General features: G+C 55.6%; 12 protein-coding genes. 8 read left to right on the forward strand and 4 right to left on the reverse strand.

Translation table 11 applies throughout. The annotated features are described in order from the left end of the window. Positions 1 to 82: 82 nt before the first annotated feature. Positions 83 to 1645, reverse strand: a complete 1563-nt coding sequence (locus ACR3ZL_RS16765; RefSeq protein WP_473651972.1) for a S41 family peptidase — start codon at positions 1643 to 1645, stop codon at positions 83 to 85. 474 nt (positions 1646 to 2119) lie between these two features. On the opposite strand from ACR3ZL_RS16765, the gene ACR3ZL_RS16770 reads away from it, so the two are divergent. Continuing rightward, positions 2120 to 3106: an alpha/beta hydrolase gene (locus tag ACR3ZL_RS16770; RefSeq protein ID WP_486172795.1), complete on the forward strand. Its 987-nt coding sequence runs from the start codon at positions 2120 to 2122 to the stop codon at positions 3104 to 3106. A gap of 96 nt (positions 3107 to 3202) precedes the next feature. Here the strand turns inward: ACR3ZL_RS16770 and ACR3ZL_RS16775 are convergent, their stop codons facing one another. Then, positions 3203 to 5818, reverse strand: coding sequence for a sensor domain-containing diguanylate cyclase/phosphohydrolase (locus ACR3ZL_RS16775; RefSeq protein ID WP_473651970.1), 2616 nt, complete (start codon positions 5816 to 5818; stop codon positions 3203 to 3205). Between the two features lie 434 nt (positions 5819 to 6252). Between ACR3ZL_RS16775 and ACR3ZL_RS16780 the strand changes: the two genes are divergently transcribed. The 5 genes from ACR3ZL_RS16780 (at position 6253) to ACR3ZL_RS16800 (ending at position 12124) form a co-directional block, all read left to right on the forward strand. Continuing rightward, positions 6253 to 7650, forward strand: a complete 1398-nt coding sequence (locus ACR3ZL_RS16780; protein WP_486173589.1) for an excinuclease ABC subunit UvrC — start codon at positions 6253 to 6255, stop codon at positions 7648 to 7650. Between the two features lie 116 nt (positions 7651 to 7766). Then, positions 7767 to 9146, forward strand: coding sequence for a GTPase HflX (gene hflX, locus ACR3ZL_RS16785; RefSeq protein ID WP_473651969.1), 1380 nt, complete (start codon positions 7767 to 7769; stop codon positions 9144 to 9146). A 36-nt stretch (positions 9147 to 9182) separates the two neighbouring features. Next, the gene (locus ACR3ZL_RS16790) at positions 9183 to 10022 is read left to right on the forward strand and encodes an SDR family NAD(P)-dependent oxidoreductase (RefSeq protein ID WP_473651968.1); all 840 of its coding nucleotides are present in this window, start codon (positions 9183 to 9185) and stop codon (positions 10020 to 10022) included. Between the two features lie 186 nt (positions 10023 to 10208). Beyond that, complete coding sequence (locus ACR3ZL_RS16795; RefSeq protein ID WP_473651967.1) at positions 10209 to 11435, forward strand: peptidylprolyl isomerase; 1227 nt, start codon at positions 10209 to 10211, stop codon at positions 11433 to 11435. Positions 11436 to 11488: 53 nt separating this feature from the next. Continuing rightward, the gene (locus tag ACR3ZL_RS16800; RefSeq protein WP_473653537.1) at positions 11489 to 12124 is read left to right on the forward strand and encodes a hypothetical protein; all 636 of its coding nucleotides are present in this window, start codon (positions 11489 to 11491) and stop codon (positions 12122 to 12124) included. Between the two features lie 312 nt (positions 12125 to 12436). Here ACR3ZL_RS16800 and ACR3ZL_RS16805 read toward each other — a convergent pair whose 3' ends face one another. Further along, the gene (locus tag ACR3ZL_RS16805; protein WP_486172796.1) at positions 12437 to 12634 is read right to left on the reverse strand and encodes a hypothetical protein; all 198 of its coding nucleotides are present in this window, start codon (positions 12632 to 12634) and stop codon (positions 12437 to 12439) included. Between the two features lie 402 nt (positions 12635 to 13036). On the opposite strand from ACR3ZL_RS16805, the gene leuS reads away from it, so the two are divergent. Continuing rightward, positions 13037 to 15901, forward strand: coding sequence for a leucine--tRNA ligase (gene leuS / locus ACR3ZL_RS16810; protein ID WP_473651965.1), 2865 nt, complete (start codon positions 13037 to 13039; stop codon positions 15899 to 15901). A gap of 77 nt (positions 15902 to 15978) precedes the next feature. Here leuS and ACR3ZL_RS16815 read toward each other — a convergent pair whose 3' ends face one another. Further along, positions 15979 to 17103 carry a linear amide C-N hydrolase gene (locus ACR3ZL_RS16815; protein ID WP_473651964.1) on the reverse strand — a complete coding sequence of 375 codons (1125 nt, stop codon included), beginning with the start codon at positions 17101 to 17103 and terminating at the stop codon, positions 15979 to 15981. Positions 17104 to 17318: 215 nt separating this feature from the next. On the opposite strand from ACR3ZL_RS16815, the gene zwf reads away from it, so the two are divergent. Further along, positions 17319 to 18773 carry a glucose-6-phosphate dehydrogenase gene (zwf, locus tag ACR3ZL_RS16820; protein ID WP_473651963.1) on the forward strand — a complete coding sequence of 485 codons (1455 nt, stop codon included), beginning with the start codon at positions 17319 to 17321 and terminating at the stop codon, positions 18771 to 18773. The last annotated feature ends 220 nt before the right edge of the window (positions 18774 to 18993 follow it).

The raw sequence follows: 18993 nt of genomic DNA on the forward strand, positions 1-18993 counted from the left end.
TGAAGAGCCTGGTCCGAATAATTGACCGACCAATGCTACCTTTCAATGTAGCAGTACGTCATCCCACCGCCATGGGTTTGGCCTAAGCAGCCTTTTTCGCCGGCTCAGCTTCTTCGCTTGGCTCGCCGTTGCCGTCGGCTTTTGAGCCGTCCCCGGCCTCGTCTGCCGCATCGCTTTGGTCAAGCATTCGCTCAACGACCAGGACCAACTGTTGGTCGAGCTCCCAAACGGTGCCGGCTTGTGCGATTTCGACATCAGCGGCCTCAATGGCCGTGGAGAGGTCGACGATGTCGTTTTCAGCAGAGATATCGCCGGGTTTGCCAGATTCAACGGTCGTTTCGCCGGCATCAACCTGCTTGTTGCCCGCTGGCTCGCTGGAAGCCGGCGTCTCCGAATTGCCTGGTTCGGCAGTCGTTTCTGTTGGCGGCGATGACATTGCCGCTCCGCGATCGATGCCTTTCAGCGACGGATACGACGCCTCCTGCCACAACATCATCAACCGACGCAGTTTCGGCACTTCAATCTCAACGGCCAGCCCGTCGTCTGGCGTAACGCCCCAGACGTCTGTCTCCGTTGCGTCTTTACCGCGATGAATGTTCTGGTCACTTGGACGGTAGTACTTCGCGACGGTCAAACGCAACGCACTGCGTCCGTACTCCAGCGGCAAGATATTTTGAACTGTTCCTTTGCCAAAGCTGCGAGTGCCGCCGATGATCGCACGACCATGATCCTGCAAAGCCGCCGCAACAATCTCACTCGCACTGGCGGAATCGTGGTCAATCAGCACCGCCATCGGCTTGTCGGCGTCAACCAGTGTGTTTGATGTCGCGTCCGCTTCCTCTTCGATGATTCCACCGCGTGTCTTGGTGGAGACGATTCGCCCAGCCGCCAAGAACATGTCGGCAACATCCACCGCCGCGGTCAGCAAACCACCGCCGTTGCCACGCAAGTCCAACACCAATGCATCGAAGTCGTTGTTGAGTGCTTTCAACACTTTTTCGAGTTCGCGAACCGTCTTGTCGCCGAAGCTAGTCATTCGAATGTAAGCGACGTTCGGTTTCGCTCGCAGGCGATAAACCCAGCGGCTTTCGACATCACGATGATCGCCGATCACCGACTCGATCTCGATCCGATCGCGAGTAACGAACGTGGTCACTTCTTCGTCACCGCGTTTGAGCAACAACGTTGCGGTCGTACCGATGGGGCCTCGCAAACGTTCGCTGACCGCTCGAATTTCCATCGACGAAACGTCTTCCTCGTCAACTTTCATGATCTGGTCACCAGGCAGGATTCCCGCTCGCAGCGCGGGCGAGCCGACCAGAGGCGTGATCACGCGAACAGGCGAGTCTTTGTCCGGCTGTTCCACATAGATTCCGATCCCTGCGAACTCTTGATTAATCGAATCCTGGAAAGTGCGATAGTCTTGCGGCGGAATGTACTGACTGTGTTGATCCAGCGTTGACGTCATGCCATCCATCGCGGATTTCAACAGCTCACGATCATCGACTGGATCGACATAAAATTGATCAATCATTTCCATCGCTTCCCCCACCGTCATGGCCGCCTTTGTGCGACGGTGGAGCAGATGACAGGCGGCTGAAACCACCAGTGCAACACAAATGATGGTCAGATTGCGTGGCAGCATGGGCAAAAGATCGTTGCAGAAGGAAAAGTCGCGAATGATACAACGCACCACAACGGCGCGGACATTCACTGGATTAGCAGCCTAGCGTGAGGCGAGGCACAACGATTGTCGACGCTTGAGCTCGTCCGTGCAAGTTGCGAAGCGAGCGAGTGCGATCAATTTGCATTTCGCAGGTAAACGTCTACCAATTAGCGAGATCAAGCCGCTGCCCGGATTCTCGCCATATCTGATCTAGCTAATCAATCTTGCGATTCAGTTGCGGCAAGAAGATTCCGCCGGTGTTCGTGCAACCGATATCGGGTTCGGTTAGACTGGAACGGATCGGTCAAGCAGCCTCCAAGTGGCAGCTTGCCCAGAAACGAACACTGAAATTGCATTCCCGCGAGATTTGATTCCCGCGTGATTCCAGGCGGGCAAACGTCAGACGGGCAAAGCCCAGCATCGCGGTGCCCCTTATCGATTAGGTTACTCAACATGAAGCGTCATACATTCGGATCACACGCTCTTCTGGCCGCCATTGCTTTGGCTTGGGGACTCTTTGACGTCGCCCCCGTATTCGCTCAAGCCGGCGACGCGCAGGTGGCTCAAAAACGTCCCGCCAACCCACGAGCCGGCAACAATCGCGGACGAGGCAAAGAAGAAGACCCGGCACTAAAACCTCGGCGGGAGATCCTGAAAACGAAGGACAATGTCAGCATCAATGCATTCTATTTCCCATCGGCCGAAGGAAAGAACGCGGTCCCTGTATTGGTCGTTCATGAATGGAAGGGACAAGCCGGTCCCTACATGCGATTGTTCATGGCGCTGCGAGAAGCCGGATTCGCCGTCGTTGCCGTGGAATACCGAGGACACGGAAACAGCAAGACGTACACAGACCGCCGCGGCGTCGAAAAAGAATACAATATTCCCACGATGGGTCGCAGCGATGTCGAGGCGATCGTTCGTTACGACATCGAAGAAGTGAAACAGTTCTTGAAGACCGAAAACAACGAAGGTCGATTGAACTTGAACGCACTCTCGTTGATTGGCATCGGCGAAGGCGCGATCATGGCTGGTTTCTGGGCTTCGCGAGATTGGGCGATTCCTAGCGTCGGCCGAATCAAACAGGGTCAAGACGTCAAAGCATTGGTTTATGTTTCACCGGAGAAGAATTTGAACGGCATGGCGATGGCCACTCCGATGCAAGATCCGAACCTGATTCGCCTGCCGACGATGTTGATTGCGGGTAAAGCAAGTTCTCAAGGTCGTGAAGCGGAGCAACTCGGCAGTCGACTGGAGACCATTAAGAAGAAGATCAACCGCGGAACGGCAACGGGTTACGAACTGGTGCTGGCGAACACAAGCCTTAGCGACGCAGCGTTGGTGAACGAAGACGCAACCGTGATTCCCAAGATCGTCGGTTTCTTGAAAGCCAACGTGACCGTTAGCAAAGACGAAAACCCTTGGGTCGACCGTCCCTAGTTTGTCACGCGACCAACGGCGATTGCGACGCCCACTCGCCTAGGGCCTACTTTCGAGGCTAGGCGGCTTTTACCTACAGCGAGCTGGAACTTCCGTCTACAGCGAGCTGGGCATTTCAGTCAGGTGAGCGTTCTGGGTGGAGCGACATAGATCGATCAGAACCTGCGTTTCCTGCAAGAGCTCAACCCACTGAACCTCTTCGCCGGAAGCTTCCGCAGCCGCTTCGATGCGGTTGGCGGATTCTGCGATCGGCAACAAGTAATTCGAGTCTGCGATCTCGGCAAGGTCCTTCGCCAATCGAGCCAGGGCTTCAATGTCTTGCGTATCCATCGCGTCAGCCAGCAATTCAATCTGCTGACCAATCTTCAGGGCGATAGGCTTCGGAACGGCGAAGGCGATTCCACGAGCGGTCGGGATGCCAAGATTGGTTGCCGGATTCTGTTCCAGCGTGTGTACGATGAAATGCTCGACAAGTTCAGGGTCGAACTGAATCCCAGCACAACGTCGCAGTTCCGCCACGGCTTCACTGGTGCTGCAACCACGACGATACGGACGATCCGAAACCATCGAATCATAGGTGTCCGCGATCTTCAGCAATCGTGCTCCAAGCGGCAGATTCTGGAAGTTCAACGGACGCGACAAATTGCGTTCGGAAGACATTGAATGGTGAGAGCGAATGATCAGTTCGAGTTCTTCGCAATGGAACGTTCCCGCGATCATGTCCAGACCGACGGAATTGTGGCGACGCATCACCTTCCACTCGTTATCGTCCAGTGGTCCCGGTTTATGCAGCACGGTATCGGGAACGCCGATCTTGCCGATGTCGTGAAGCAACGCGGCGATTTCCAATACATAGGTGTCTCGCTGGCACATCAATGTTTGAGCCGATCGAACGCATAGGTTCGCCACCCGGCGACTGTGCTCGGCAGTCCCCGGATCACGATAAGCCAGCGCTGATAACAACGCGGTGACCGCATGGAACGGCAATTCGGCCAAGTCGGGATCGATCGCGACCTCGGCCTTTGCTTCTTCTTCGCCCAAGACGGACACTCGATCCGGATCGAACAATACGCTTTGGTTTCGTCCGCCACGTTTAGCGACATACAGGCATTCGTCCGCCTGGTTGATCAGGTCTTGAGTCTCTTCCGCCCCAAAGCAAGTTTCGCTGACACCGATCGACGCGGTGAGCCGCAATTCATCTGGATCATCCAAACGAATGTTCATGATCGCCAGACGAGTCTTTTCAGCCTCGCCATGCGCTTGCTGCAAATCGAAACCGGGAAGCACGACACAGAATTCTTCGCCACCATAACGGCAAACGATGTGTTGTTCTTCAAACAGATCACGTAGCGACTTGGAGACCTCACGAAGAACTTCGTCTCCGGTGTGGTGACCGTACGTGTCGTTAACGCTCTTGAAGTGGTCAACGTCAACCATGAAACATGACAACGGACGACCTTCTTTGCGATGCTGTTCCAAGAGCGGTTCCATTCGCTCAAAGAAGGCACGACGGTTAAGGCACCCGGTCAAAGCGTCACGCGTTGCGAGGATCTCGAGCTCTTTGTTCTTCTTTTGAATTTCGTCCTTACTGCGACGCAGCATCGTGAGCATGTTTTCCAGCTCGACGCGGTGCTTTTCCACGTGCGTCACGTCCTGGAACGTCACCAACGCTCCCTTTTGCTGAGCCTCATCACCGATCGGGCCCGCGTTAACACTGAAGACCCGGTGCACACCGTCGCGTCCCGTCATCCGCAAAATTTCGGCGGTGACGCTTTGCCGTTCTTTAATCGCTCGCGTCCAAGGGAAGATCGTTTCCGGAGCCGCTTTCCGCGGATCCGACGACGGGAAGAACCAAGGCAAATCGGCAGCCAGTCGGTCGATCAGTTCGTCTGTCTCAAACCCGTTGATGGACAGAAAGTTTTCATTCGCCAATACGATCTTGCCACTGCTATCGAGCACCAACAGACCTTCGGCCAAAGTGTCGAGAGCTTGCCGCACACGATCGGGAACCACTTGCGTGCGAGAAAACACACCCATGATTCGCATCATGAGCAGCGTGTACGATCCCATACCACAAAAAGCGAAGAACACTATGAACTCCGAGATGCCTGCATCGAGCACGCCACCGAATAAGCCAGCGGGCGGCTGACGGAAGCTGAATTCCAAATATCCCCAGTGCTCGTGCCGCACCATGATGGGAATCTTGAGGCAGATATTCTCGCCAGCTTTCTTGGGCGTCGACGCGGCGGACGCGGACTCAGGTTCACTGGTGTTATGGTCGCCCGACTCGAAACCGGGATAAAGCTTGGACTTGGAATCGACGGCGGTTGCCGTAGCTTGCACCCAATCAGGCACATCGTCGATGGGTTCCTTGACTTGTTCTTTGCCGTCCGAGGTGGTTTCCCAGCACAATTCGTGTGCTTCGGTGGCCACACGCAAGCCACCATTTTCGGCCCGTAGACCTACCGAAAGCAGTTGATCGTCGCGGCGAACGATCGCCCGCAAGGTGGAATCGAGCTTCAGCCAGCGTTCGTTGCGAATGTCATCGAGCGTGCCAATCGCGATATTTTGGCAAGTTGTGTGCCGCGCAGCTTCCATCTGGACCCGCGAATCGGGGATTAACCCGAGCCACTGGGCACCCAGAATCAACCCTAGACCGACGCAAACCAATGCGAAGGCGAGTCGAAGCGATGCGAAGACAGCTTTAAACAACGAAGAACAACTAAAAATTGTGGCGGCGGCAGTCGTGCCATGCAGTTCGGCCAGCGAGCAAACTTGCAAATTTGCGTCGACGGAAGCGAAACACGACAAAACCGAGATCTCTACCTAGAAAATCTCTGCGTAACTCTTGGTCACGTTTCAAGCCACGCACTGAATGAGCGGTACCTATCCCTCGTCTGACAAATTTGCTGCATGCCCAATCACATTTTTTCCGAATGGATCGATCGTGCCGGTCGCCGCAAAATGACGTTTGTCCGGTCTGTGATGAAAATGTCGAAAACGAGACCGCCTCGCAAACGATTTCAACAGCCGCTGAATCGCCAGAGCCGCTAGAAGAACCACTTCGCATGCCCCTATACTTCGCATGCCCGTATACTGATGGCGGATAACAGATTGTCCCATTTGCAATAGCCGGAGATCCCGCAATCACCACCAACGACCCTGCCGACCAACCCGAATCCGTTGACGAGGGCGAAGCAACTGACGATCAGCCTGAATCGCGGCAGTTCGAAGTCAAAGGCGGTTCACATGCTGCGGCCAAAGTGAAGACCTTCCCGCAGTCGCCGGGCGTCTACTTGATGAAAGACGCGGCCGGAATCGTGATCTACGTCGGCAAAGCCAAAAACCTACGAAGCCGAGCAAGCAGCTATTTCCTGAAAGCGGCCAGCGAGGATGCAAGAACGGCCGACTGGGTTGGCGATATCGCTGACATCGATTTCGTTGAATGTGAAAGCGAAGTCGATGCGTTGTTGATGGAATCGCGGCTGGTGAAAGACATCCAGCCTAAGAACAACAAAGACTTAAAAGACGACAAGTCGTTTCCGTACCTGATGATCACGACGCGTGAAGAATTCCCACGGGTCGAGATCACTCGCGAGCCTAAGACTTCGGGCGTGAAGCTGTACGGGCCATTCACTAGCGTGGGAGCACTACGCGGTGCGGTCCAGGTGATGCAGCGGATCTTTAAATTCCGAACCTGCGGTCTGGACATCAGCGAGTCGGACGAAAAATGGAACTGGTTCCGGCCGTGCTTGCTGGCCAGCATCAACCAATGCACAGCGCCGTGCAACTTTCGAATCAGCAAGGAAGACTACCGCCGCGACATCAAGCGATTGCAAACGTTCCTTGACGGGGGCAAAACAAAGTTGCTTCGAGAGATGAATAAAGAGATGACTTCGGCGAGCAAGGCTTTGGACTTTGAACGCGCCGCAGTGCTGCGTGACGAAATCAAAATGCTGGAGCGGCTCGAGGATCGCGGCGAGCTGGACACGCACGCTCAACCGGAAGTCTTTTACATTGATCCCAAGAAGGGACTGACCGGACTGAAGCAGGTCTTAAAACTGACCGAAACGCCACGCGTGATCGAAGGCGTCGACATCGCGCACCTGGGCGGCAACGAAACGGTTGCCAGCTTAGTGCAGTTCATTGACGGTTTGCCGTTCAAGCCGGGGTACCGCCGGTTTCGGATTCAAGACGTCAAAGGCGTCGACGATTTCCGCAGCATCTATGAGGTGGTTTCGCGACGCTTTCGGGGGCTCAGCGACCGCGGTGATTCGTTCCCTGATATCCTGCTGATTGACGGTGGCAAAGGCCAGCTCAGTGCCGCAATGGCTGCCTTCGCGGACCAGCAAATTACGCCGCCGACCGTTATTTCCCTTGCCAAACGCGATGAGGAAATCTTCCGCCCGGGCATTTCGGAGCCGCTGAAACTAAGCAAAAGTGCGTTTGCATTGCGTTTATTGCAGTATGTTCGCGACGAATCACACCGATTTGCACAACATTACCATCACATCCTGCGTACTAAATCTACTCTCGAACGCTGAACCCGTTTGCGGTTAGAATGCTCTAAAGAGCCGTTCTGTTCCCGTTTTCATTACCGCGTTTCTAATCCGGAGACCCAATCCACCTCGTGTCTGATCCACACAACCACGCCGATCGCATGATTTCTCTTCATGACGATGGCCCCGAGCGAAGCATTTTGGCTCGTCTGATTCTGCCCGGCAGTATCGTCGAGGACGACCCGCTCGAAGAATTGCATGGCCTTGCTGCCACTGCTGGTACCCAAGTCGTTGACGAGCTCACTCAAAAACGCGGGACGCCCGACCACTCGACCTATCTCGGAAAAGGGAAGGTAGAAGAGTTACGGCTGATGGTCGAGAAGTACGAAGCGGATGTGATCTTCTTCGACAACGACCTGAACCCTGCCCAAGTACGAAATCTGGAATCGGCCACCAAAGCCAAGGTGATCGACCGGACCGAGTTGATCTTGGACATCTTCGCCGCCGGAGCACGCACGCATGAATCACGGCTTGCCGTTGAGCTGGCACAGCTCGAGTATTCATTGCCGCGGCTGAAACGCATGTGGACTCACCTTTCGCGTCAGTCGATGGGCGTCGGAATGCGTGGGCCCGGTGAAAAGCAACTGGAAGTAGACCGCCGGCTTGCTCAAAAACGGATCCACGATCTGAAAGAAGAACTTGCTCGAGTTGAATCGCGGCGTGAACGACAAGTTGCCGCTCGTGATGACGTGCCTACGATCTCGTTGGTTGGCTATACCAACGCTGGCAAGAGCACGCTGATGAACGCGTTGACCGAAGCAAACGTGCTCGCCGAAGACAAACTGTTCGCAACGCTGGAAACCCGCACACGTCGCTGGCATCTTCCCAATTGGGGACACGTCCTGCTTAGCGATACGGTTGGTTTCATCCGCGACCTTCCCCACTCGCTGGTCGCCAGTTTTAAATCCACATTGGAAGAGACCCGCCAAGCCGATTTGCTGATGCACGTCGCCGACGCAAGCAGCCCGAATGTGTTTGAACAAATCACTTCGGTCTATCAGGTTCTCGAAGAACTTGGCATCCAAGCCAAAGACACGTTGCTGGTCTTGAACAAGATCGACGCGATCGAAAGTCCTCAAGTGCTCAACCGAGTGCTGGACCGTTACCCGCATGCGATTCCAGTGAGCGCGAAGACTCAAAAGGGTCTGCAGCCGTTGCAGGAAGTCGTCGGCGAGGCTTTGTCACGTGGATTTTTGGACGTCGAGGTAGATGTCGCCCACCACGATGGCAAGCTGCTGTCGTACTTGTCGGCGAAGGGCAAGATCGAGTCTCGCGACTTCGGTGATTCTCATGTGACTGTGCGAGTGCGTATGCCAGCAGGCGGCATGGGCGTTGTCCACCGAACCGCACTGCGTGTGGCACCTACCAAGCTCAGCCTGACCCGTTCGGACGCCACAACGAGCTCGACGGACGCACCGGTGGCGCCGCCGATCAATTCCGACGCCAATGACGTTTCGTCTACTTCCAGCGAAGTCGCTTAACGTGCCAACGAAGTCGTCCAACGAGATCGGTTGCTGGTGAGTTCGTCGCGTCGATTGAGCCTGTTTCAAAGGCTGGGCATTGGCCAGCCTCGCTGGCAGCCCGAGGGCAGTCTTGCGATTGTGACCGGCGCGAGTAGTGGGATTGGCCGCGAACTGACCCAGTGCTTAACCGGCCAGGGTTGTCGCGTAATCGCGGTGGCTCGTCGTGCCGATCGTTTACACGAACTTAGCGAGCGTTGTCGATCTTTGGGCGGCGCTGAAGTTATTCCGGTTGTGGGCGACGTCACGGCTCAAAGCACACGTGCGGCGGCCTTTGAACTAGTGCAGCAGCACAATTCAGGGCGTTTAGATTTGTTGGTCAATAACGCAGGCATTGGCGGGATCGGTCCGTTCGAACAAGCCGCACCCGACCGAATGCGACAAATCATGGAAGTGAACTTCTTCGCCCCAGCGGACTGGATTCGCGAGGCATTACCGCTGTTGCGGGCCACCGCCGATCGCGGACCGGTGATTTGCAACATCGGCAGCGTGCTCGGTCACCGAGCGGTTCCCGACAAGAGTGAATACAGCGCCAGCAAGTTTGCTCTGCACGGTTTCAGCGATTCATTGCGATCCGAATTGGCGGGCGATCGCATCGCCGTGACGCTGGTGAGCCCCAGCACCACGAAAAGCGAGTTCTTTGATTCTCTCGTCGGCACCGAAGCCGGACAAGTTTCTAAAAGCGTTGGAAGCTGGCCACCCGAGCGGGTTGCCCGGGCGACGCTTTCGGCCATCAAACGCCGACGCAGCGAAGTCATCTTGAGTGCTGGTGGCAAAGCCTTGGTCTACGCTGACCGAGCCTTTCCGACTGTCATGAACTGGATTTTGGCAAGATAGGCATTTAGCCGACATAAGCCGCGGGTTTCGACGAGGAACAACCGTTTGGCTGCCGAAAACCTCGCTTGCGATTCGGCTTGGCAATTGCTTACAAGGGTGACGTCCCTTGATCCATAATCTCTGTCCTACATGAACTGGGCTTGCCCCATGGTACCGCTACCGCGGATTCGACTTCGATGTGCTCCGATGTCGCACGTGCTAAACGTCATGTCGGTATCGCCTGTCTTAAGCAGCTCATCGGCAGCCAAATCGACCTATCGAACCTTGGCCGCTGTCGCGTTAGCCACGGTACTGGCGACGCCAGCTTCCAACGTTGTCGCCCAGGTGCCGACGCAGGAACAAATCGATAAAGCGTTGCAGACCGAATTGCCCACCGATCCAGCGGCCACGGTCGCGATCGTCGGACAAAGTGCGATCCTGCTGGGTGAACTTTCGCCCAAGGTGGAAGCTCGGATCCAAGACGTCCTGGCCAACGCCGGTCAAGAAGTTCCAGAGGAACAAATTCGATTCGCTCGCGTGCGGATGACACGTGGGCTGTTGGCACAAAAGATTCAAAGCCGAATGATGCGTGAATCGTTTCTGCTAGATCAGGTCGCAACGCAGACCGCTGAAAAGCGTCGCGAGGCGGACGAAACGATGCAGACGAAAGCTCGACAAATGTTCTTCGAGGACGAAGTGGAGCAGCTCAAAAAACAATACGAAGTCAAAGATCTGAGTGCACTCGACGCGAAACTCCGCGAAAAGGGCACCTCGTTGGCAGCCCGTCAACGCGAGTTCATCGACGCGATGCTGGGTCACCTTTACATCCGCGGCAAGGTCGAAAAAGACCCTTCCGTTTCACTGGCTGAAATCCACGAATACTACGTCACTCACCGCCCCGAGTTCGAACAACAAGCTCGTGCGAAGTGGGAACAACTGACCGTGATGCTGTCCAATTTCGCCACCCCGGACGAGGCCTATGACGCGATCTGGGCTATGGGACGAGAAGCTTTCTTTGGTGGCAACATGCAAGCAGTCGCTCGCGAAAAGAGCCAAGAGCCGTTTGCCGACGAAGGCGGTCTGCACGACTGGACGAACAAGGGATCCCTTGCCTCGACAATTTTGGATGCCGAAATCTTTTCGTTGCCGACCGGTGCGATGAGCCAGATCATCAAGGACGCCGACGCCTACCACATCATCCGAGTTCTCGAACGCGAAGAGGCTGGGGTTCGTCCACTGGCTGATGTCCAAGACGACATCCGAAAGATCATTCGAGACGAAAAGATCCAAACCGCCCAAAGGCAAGCTCTCGCTGATGTGCAGCGACGTGTGCCGGTTTGGTCGTTGTTCCCAGAAGACATTCCGGGAGCCAAGCCGCTTCCTCAAGTCGCCGGACTTCGGAACAATTTTCGATCGGGTCTGCCGACGCGATGAAATTGGTTGTCAACACATCGCTTGAAAGGCTGAAACCCGGCCGGACGCCTGCCATGGTGCTGTTGATCGGCGTCGTGATGATGTCCTTCACTGCGATCGGCTGTCGCCAGTTCGTGTATCGTTTGACCAGCGACGTGCCCACCCAATACGTCCCCAACCCGCTGGAATTGCCACCCGTCGCCGACGATTTCCTTTGGCTACAAGTGGTCGATACCGTCGACGACTATTTCCGCATCGCCCGCCAACAACCGGTCGTCAATCGCCAAGATTACGTGCTCGAAGGCAAGATCGAGACCAGCTACAAGGTTGCCGGTTCCATCTTCGAACCATGGCGAAAAGACAGCACCACGGGATTCGAACGTCTGCAAGGGACACTGCAATCGATGCGGCGGCGAGCGATTGTGACCGTCCGTCCCGCCGGAAACGGTCTGGGAGGCTCGGGATACGAAGTCGAAGTGATCGTTCAAAAAGAGCTGGAAGACACCGATCGGACCCAGTACGCTACCGAATCGACGGCAGGAATCCGGCATGATGGGTCCCGGCTCAGCCGCACGAATGAGTTCGACGACAGCCCGCAAACCCTAGGATGGATCCCTTTGGGCCGAGATACGCCGCTGGAACAGGCAATTTTGAACGACCTTTTCGGCCGGGTGACCAAAAAGGACCACCCACGTCTTCTGTCGCATTAACTGCGACTGTTTCGACACTAACGGGCGAACAATCTGCGTTTGAACGCCGGTAGCGCATTCGACATGACTGCGACATTCTGTAAAGCAAACAAAAATTCTCCATTTTCCGGAGATTGCGGCTATCTTGCCTAGTTGACGCTTTACGGGCAGGCCGTAAACTCTGCCCAAACTGCCTCGCCGCGTGGTGTTGGCTCGTTCCCCCCGATTAGTTAGAGAGAGTTTACATGTTCCGTAAGATCTTGGCTGTCGCGTTGTTGGCCGTTGCCTCCGTCGCCGTTGCCCCACAAGCTGAAGCTGGTTTGTTCGGTTGCTTCAAGAAAAATGACTGCTGTGAGCCAGTTTGCTGCCCAGCTCCAGAACCAGTTTGCTGCGAAGCTCCTGCTCCTGTTTGCTGCCCAGAACCAGAACCAGCACCAGTTTGCTGCCCAGAACCAGCACCAGCACCAGTTTGCTGCGAAGCTCCAGCACCTGTTTGCTGCCCAGCTCCAGAACCAGTTTGCTGTGACCCATGCGATCCTTGCTGCAAGAAGCCAGGTCTTTTCGCACGCATCAAGGCTAAGTTCGCTGCACGTCGTGCCGCTGCTTGCTGCGAACCAGTTTGCTGTGACCCTTGCTGCAACTAAGCTCAATCGAGCTTGCCTAGCAAGGCGAACTACTAGACTAAAAAACGGGTCTCATTTCGAATGAGGCCTGTTTTTTTATGCGCACTCGGCAATGCTGCATTCTATTGCGACCACCTTCAAAAGACGCTGTCACCTGGCTGAGCGAACTATCTTTGCAAACCATCTCAGCGAACTATCTCAAGGTGCAGTAGTGTCCAACCTTTCAGCCACGACTTTCATGAAACGCCCTGGCGGATTCTAATTCGGCCCACGAATCCGTCCGTTTCCTTTTGCACAACACAATTCACGCATGGTCCGCTACAACCCGACTGACATCGAACCTCGCTGGCAGGCTTACTGGGACGAAAACCAAACCTACGCGACCCCCACGCTGAAGGACCTGCCGCCAGGCACCAAGAAGCGATACGTCCTGGACATGTTTCCCTACCCCAGCGGTGACGGTCTGCATGTGGGACACCCCGAGGGATACACCGCGACCGACATCGTCTCGCGTTTCGCTCGAGCTTGCGGCGAATGCGTGCTGCACCCGATGGGTTTCGATGCCTTCGGATTGCCCGCCGAAGAACACGCGATCAAAACCGGCGAACACCCACGTGTGCAAACGCAGCGGAACATCGACAACTTCACTCGCCAACTGAAACAACTCGGCTTCAGCTACGACTGGGATCGCGTGCTGGCGACGACGGACGAGCAATACTTCCGCTGGACCCAGTGGATCTTCACGGTTCTGTACGACACCTGGTTTGACCATGACCAACAAAAGGGTCGTGCAATCTCAGAGCTTCCTGTACCTGATGAAATTTCGCGAGAAGGCGAAGCCGCCATCGAAGCGTACCGCGATTCAAAACGATTAGCCTACCAAGACGATGCGTTGGTGAACTGGTGCCCTAACTTGGGAACCGTGCTGGCCAACGAAGAGGTCGTTGACGGCAAGAGCGAAGTGGGTGGACACCCCGTCAAACGGATTCCGCTGCGGCAATGGATGCTGCGGATCACCGATTACGCCGAACGATTGATCGAAGGTCTCGACGAACTCGAATGGCCCGCCGGTATTAAGAAACTGCAGTCAGACTGGATCGGCCGTTCGACTGGTGCCGAGGTCGATTTCTATCTGGCTACCAGCGGCGATCCACAAACCTCGACCGCGCCCTACGAAGCGTTCAAACGTTCCCGTGCGGCTTCTGGTTTCCCAGTCCAACCGGGTGACGATTGCCTGCGTGTCTACACCACGCGTCCAGACACATTGTTCGGTGCAACCTACATGGTTATCGCGCCCGAACATCCGTTGATCGACAAACTGGTCACCGAGGACCAAAAAGAAGTCGTTGACGCTTATCGCGAAAAAGCTTCCTTCAAGAGTGACCGCGAACGAACCGATGGTGACCGCGCCAAGACGGGCGTTTTCACGGGAACGTTTGCCTTCAATCCAGCCGATGGAAGGCTGATTCCAGTCTGGGTCGCCGACTACGTACTCGCCGGATACGGAACCGGGGCCATCATGGCCGTCCCCGCCCACGACATTCGCGACTTCGAATTCGCCGTTGAATTTGATCTGCCAGTGATCCCAGTGGTGGATCCGCCAGCAGACCACGAACAACGCGACGAGATTCTAGCCGGTAAAGCCTGCTTCGCCGCCGAAGGCATCGCGATCAACAGCGGCGAATTTGATGGCCGCACGACCGATGAAGTGAAAACGTCGCTAACCGCAACGCTGAACGAAGGCGGCATGGCCGAAGAAGCGGTTAACTACAAGTTGCGAGATTGGTTGTTCAGCCGCCAACGCTTTTGGGGCGAACCGTTCCCGATCTTGCACGAGATCGATAGCGAGGGAAATGCAACCGGCGTGAAGCGTGCCGTCCCCGATGATCAACTGCCGGTCACCCTTCCTGAACTCGAAGACTTCAAACCGCACGGTCGTCCGGAACCCCCATTGGCGAAAGCTGACGATGATTGGTTGATTGTGGAATTGGACGGCAAACGTTATCGCCGCGAAACCAACACGATGCCGCAATGGGCAGGTTCGTGCTGGTACTACCTACGCTACATCGATCCCAACAATTCGGAAGCTTTCGTTGATCCCGAATTGGAAAAGGCGTGGATGCCCGTCGACTTGTACGTGGGCGGCGCGGAGCACGCGGTGTTGCACTTGCTGTATTCTCGGTTCTGGCACAAGGTCTTGTTCGATCGTGGTCACGTCAGCGTGCCTGAACCGTTCGGCCGTTTGGTCAACCAAGGCATGATTTTGGGTGAGGTCGAATTCAGCGGCTATGTCGATGAAGCGGGAAACCCTGTCACGTCCAAAAACGTGCGCAAGGACGCCGAAGGAAACCGCGTGACCAAGGATGGCAAGCCAGTTGAATCGGTCTCGTACAGCGAAGACCAAGTCCAAAAGAAGGGCGAAGGTTTTATCCTGACGTCCGACCCATCGATCAAAGTCGACAGCCGCGCTTTCAAGATGAGCAAGAGTCGTGGCAACGTGGTCAATCCAGACGCCGTCGTTAATCAATATGGCGCCGATGCGTTGCGTCTATACGAGATGTTTATGGGCCCGCTTGAGGCAACCAAACCATGGGTTATGAACGGCGTCGGTGGTGTCCGTAGCTTCCTGGATCGAGCGTGGCGAATGATGGTCGACGATGCGGCTGACGAGCTAGCATTGGTTGACGCTGTCGTCGACACGCCTTGCAATGACGACCAACGTCGCGTGCTGCATCAAACGATTCGCAAAGTGACCGAGGACACGCAAGCGATGAGCTTCAATACCGCGATCGCAAAGATGATGGAGTTCACCAACTACTTCACGAAGTGCGAAACGCGGCCTCGCGAAGCCATGGAAACCTTCTTGGTGTTGCTCGCGCCGTACGCACCACACCTTTGCGAAGAACTGTGGAGCGTGCTGGGCCATTCCGAGTCGATCACCAAGGAAGCTTGGCCGAAATGGGACGAGTCTGCGTTGAAGGAATCCAGTATCGAGATTCCAGTCCAAATCAACGGCAAGGTCCGCGGCAAGATCTCCGTGGCCCCCGACGCTTCGCAGGATGAGATGAAGGAAACCGCTCTGGCGACCGACTTCGTTGAACAAGCGATCGCCGGCAAGCAGATCGTCAAGGCGATCGTCATCCCAGGCCGAATGGTGAACCTGGTTGTGAAATAGCAAGCTCAGATCTTGATCTCGAACATGCAACGGATCGCCAAACATTGATCCGCAGCGTGAAAAACGCGAACGAAAGATTACTCTCCCGGCGGCTGCGAAGTTGGCGTCAGGGAGAGCGTTTCCCCGTACTGAATCACGAGCTGCTTCACGGCGGAACGAACGAAACTTGGCGGCGAGATCGCATTGAATGCTTCATCGACAATACGCACGTTGTCCGCTTTGGTCAGCGGCTGAAGATGGTCGGCTAAGTTGCCTTGTTGGGGCGACTGGATATCAATGCACATCACCTCGTCGCCCGGTTCCAACTTCAACTCGTTCAGATCGATCCATCGCCGTTTGGGATTCTGATCCGTTTGGATGGAAATCCGTCTGCGTTTGGGCTCGTAAACCAAGCTCCATTGTGTGTGCGGTTGCCGCACCGACGCCAGAAACTGAAACGCGCTATCGACGGGTGATTGATTCTTCTTGATATCCAGCCCGTCCTGGCTACACCGCCATGCCTCGGCAAACCGATGCAAACTGCTGGTCGTCGGTGCATTTCCAGTGACGACCGCCGACGAGTCTTTCCAGGTTGAATTTGCCAAAGCCAACCCCGGGGCCTTCGCCGCTTCCAGCTTGCTGGATTCCTGCACCACGGCTTGGCCGTCCAAGAATTCGATCACGGCCGCGGCGCCGCTAGCGTCGGAAACGAAGTAGTGGACCTTTTCCAGCACAGCGATGAACGGCATCGGCCGCACGCGTTCCAAGCTCGCGACCACCTCCGATACGGTGGCCGACATATCGAGTTGATATTGCACCCACTGCACCACGTTGACCGCATCACGCTCGTCGGTGCCAGGCGGGAATTCCGCATCGTGCAGTTGCAGCAGATCCACCGTCAGGCCTTTTTCGTTCATCCCCGCGAAGGGAATTTCACGCCCGAATTGGTTCAGAGATACACTCCCATACCGAGAAGTCCACTGGAGCGGACGAACCGGCGATAGCGATTTTTTCGCGATCCCCCGTGGATTGACGATCACCAGTCCGTCTCCGGAAATCCAATCGTGATTCCGGGCGACGATCGAAGCCCCATCGACCAGGGTTTGCATCACCGTACAGCCATGGGCGGCTTTTATGGGCGAGCTTAGCGGGAGCCAAACCGCTACGAGAACGGCTAGCAAGCGAACCTGTCGTTTCAAACAACTCATTAGATGATGACTCATTGGGGGTTGCCCCGGTTTCCTTCGCTGAGTCCCCGAGATCTTCCGCCGCCGATGACCGCAGGCTGGCGAAGATGCGTCGGGTTTAATTTTCGGTCCGAGCATTTTACAGTAAGCCAGCGACAGGAGTATTTCGCCCATGCGACTTTGGCAAAACCCTGTTAGAAGAGGCGTGGTTCTACTCGATATTTTCTGGCTCGTTCCTTCCTGGAAAACACATGTCCAACACGATCGTGATCTTCGGTGCCAGTGGCGACTTAACAAGCCGCAAACTGATCCCCGCCCTTTACCAATTGCATGCCAAGGGGCGGTTGCCCGAAAACACTCGGATTGTTGGGGTTTCGCGTAGTCCGTTCGAACACGATGACTGGCGAGCAAGCCTGCGGGAAACCACGGCCAAATTCGCTGGCAAAGCTTTCGATGCAAAGAAATGGGACACGTTCGCGCCCCAGGTCTTTTACCAGCCTGGTGACATCAAAGACGCCGATTCGTTCACCACACTGGCTGAATTTCTAACCGAGATCGAAGGCGGTCAAGAAACCGGGCGGGTTTATTACCTGTCGACCATGCCGCAATTGTACGGGTTGGCTATCGAACAACTCGGCAAGGCTGGTCTGTCTTGTGAGGAAAACGGCACCCGCCGCGTGATTATCGAAAAGCCGTTCGGCACCGACCTGAAGACGGCCCAGGACCTGAACTGCCGGATTCACCAAGTCTTCCAAGAAGAACAAATCTATCGGATCGACCACTATTTGGGCAAGGAAACCGTCCAGAACATTTTCGCGTTACGATTCGCTAACAGCATCTTCGAACCGCTTTGGAACCGGAACTTTGTTGACCACGTGCAAATCACCGTGGCCGAAGAAGTCGTTATCGGCCGTCGTGCGGGATACTACGATGGCAGCGGCATCCTGCGTGACATGTTCCAAAACCACCTGCTGCAACTGATGATGATCACCGCCATGGAGCCACCGGCTCGTTACGATGGCACGATGGTTCGCGATGAAAAGGTAAAGGTGCTGCACGCGGTCCGAAAAATGACCGGCGGCGATTTTGCCAGCCAAACCGTGCGTGGCCAGTACGAGGGCTACCTTCAAGAAGAAGGCGTCCCCAAGGGCAGCCAAACCGAAACCTACGCGGCTCTTAAACTGTACTGTGACAACTGGCGATGGCGTGGCGTCCCGTTCTTCCTGCGTAGCGGGAAAGGCATGTCGTGCCGCACGACTCAAATCGTGATCCAGTTCAAAAACGTTCCACACATGATGTTTGGCGAAAAGTCCCGCGTGCCAATGGGCAACCGCCTGGTCATCCAAGTGCAACCCGCCGAAGGCATCCAGTTGCACTTCGAAACCAAGGTGCCAGACGCCGGTATGAAGACTCGAACCAACCATCTTGATTTCAACTTCCAAGATTCGATTGGCGGCGCATCGATGCCAGATGCTTACCAACGATTGCTACTTGACGCGGTGCAAGGCGATGCCAGCCTGTTTGCTCGCGGTGACGAAGTTGAATTGGCGTGGGGAATCATCGACCCGATCATCGAAGCCTGGAAAAGCCCCGCGGCACCACCGCTGCATGTCTATGAAACTGGCAACTGGGGACCAACCCAGGCATCCCAGTGGATGTATGACCAAAAACGCGAATGGTTCGACGTCTGTCCGGTTATAAATTAGGACAGGCACTTAATCGAACGCCCGCGATGGGATCAGCTTCATAGATATTCGCATCGCGGATCAGAACAACTTCCAGCGACCGCGTTTCTAGCAACAGCCATTACGAGACGAGCCCCGGTTCTAACAAAAAAACCGGGGCTCGCTGCCGAATAGATTAAGCGTTCGTTTCGCTGCCCGTCGTCATTAAATCGTCAGCGAACTGTCAACGAACCGCGAACAG

The sequence above is a fragment of the Rhodopirellula sp. J20-39 genome (assembly GCF_057365095.1).

Coding starts and splice junctions, on each gene's coding strand:
- ACR3ZL_RS16815 (WP_473651964.1), bottom strand. CDS start 17,103: ATGAGTCATCATCTAATGAGTTGTTTGAAACGACAGGTTCGCTTGCTA.
- ACR3ZL_RS16765 (WP_473651972.1), bottom strand. CDS start 1,645: ATGCTGCCACGCAATCTGACCATCATTTGTGTTGCACTGGTGGTTTCA.
- hflX (WP_473651969.1), top strand. CDS start 7,767: ATGATTTCTCTTCATGACGATGGCCCCGAGCGAAGCATTTTGGCTCGT.
- leuS (WP_473651965.1), top strand. CDS start 13,037: ATGGTCCGCTACAACCCGACTGACATCGAACCTCGCTGGCAGGCTTAC.
- ACR3ZL_RS16770 (WP_486172795.1), top strand. CDS start 2,120: ATGAAGCGTCATACATTCGGATCACACGCTCTTCTGGCCGCCATTGCT.
- ACR3ZL_RS16805 (WP_486172796.1), bottom strand. CDS start 12,634: ATGGGTCACAGCAAACTGGTTCTGGAGCTGGGCAGCAAACAGGTGCTG.
- zwf (WP_473651963.1), top strand. CDS start 17,319: ATGTCCAACACGATCGTGATCTTCGGTGCCAGTGGCGACTTAACAAGC.
- ACR3ZL_RS16800 (WP_473653537.1), top strand. CDS start 11,489: ATGGTGCTGTTGATCGGCGTCGTGATGATGTCCTTCACTGCGATCGGC.
- ACR3ZL_RS16795 (WP_473651967.1), top strand. CDS start 10,209: ATGTCGCACGTGCTAAACGTCATGTCGGTATCGCCTGTCTTAAGCAGC.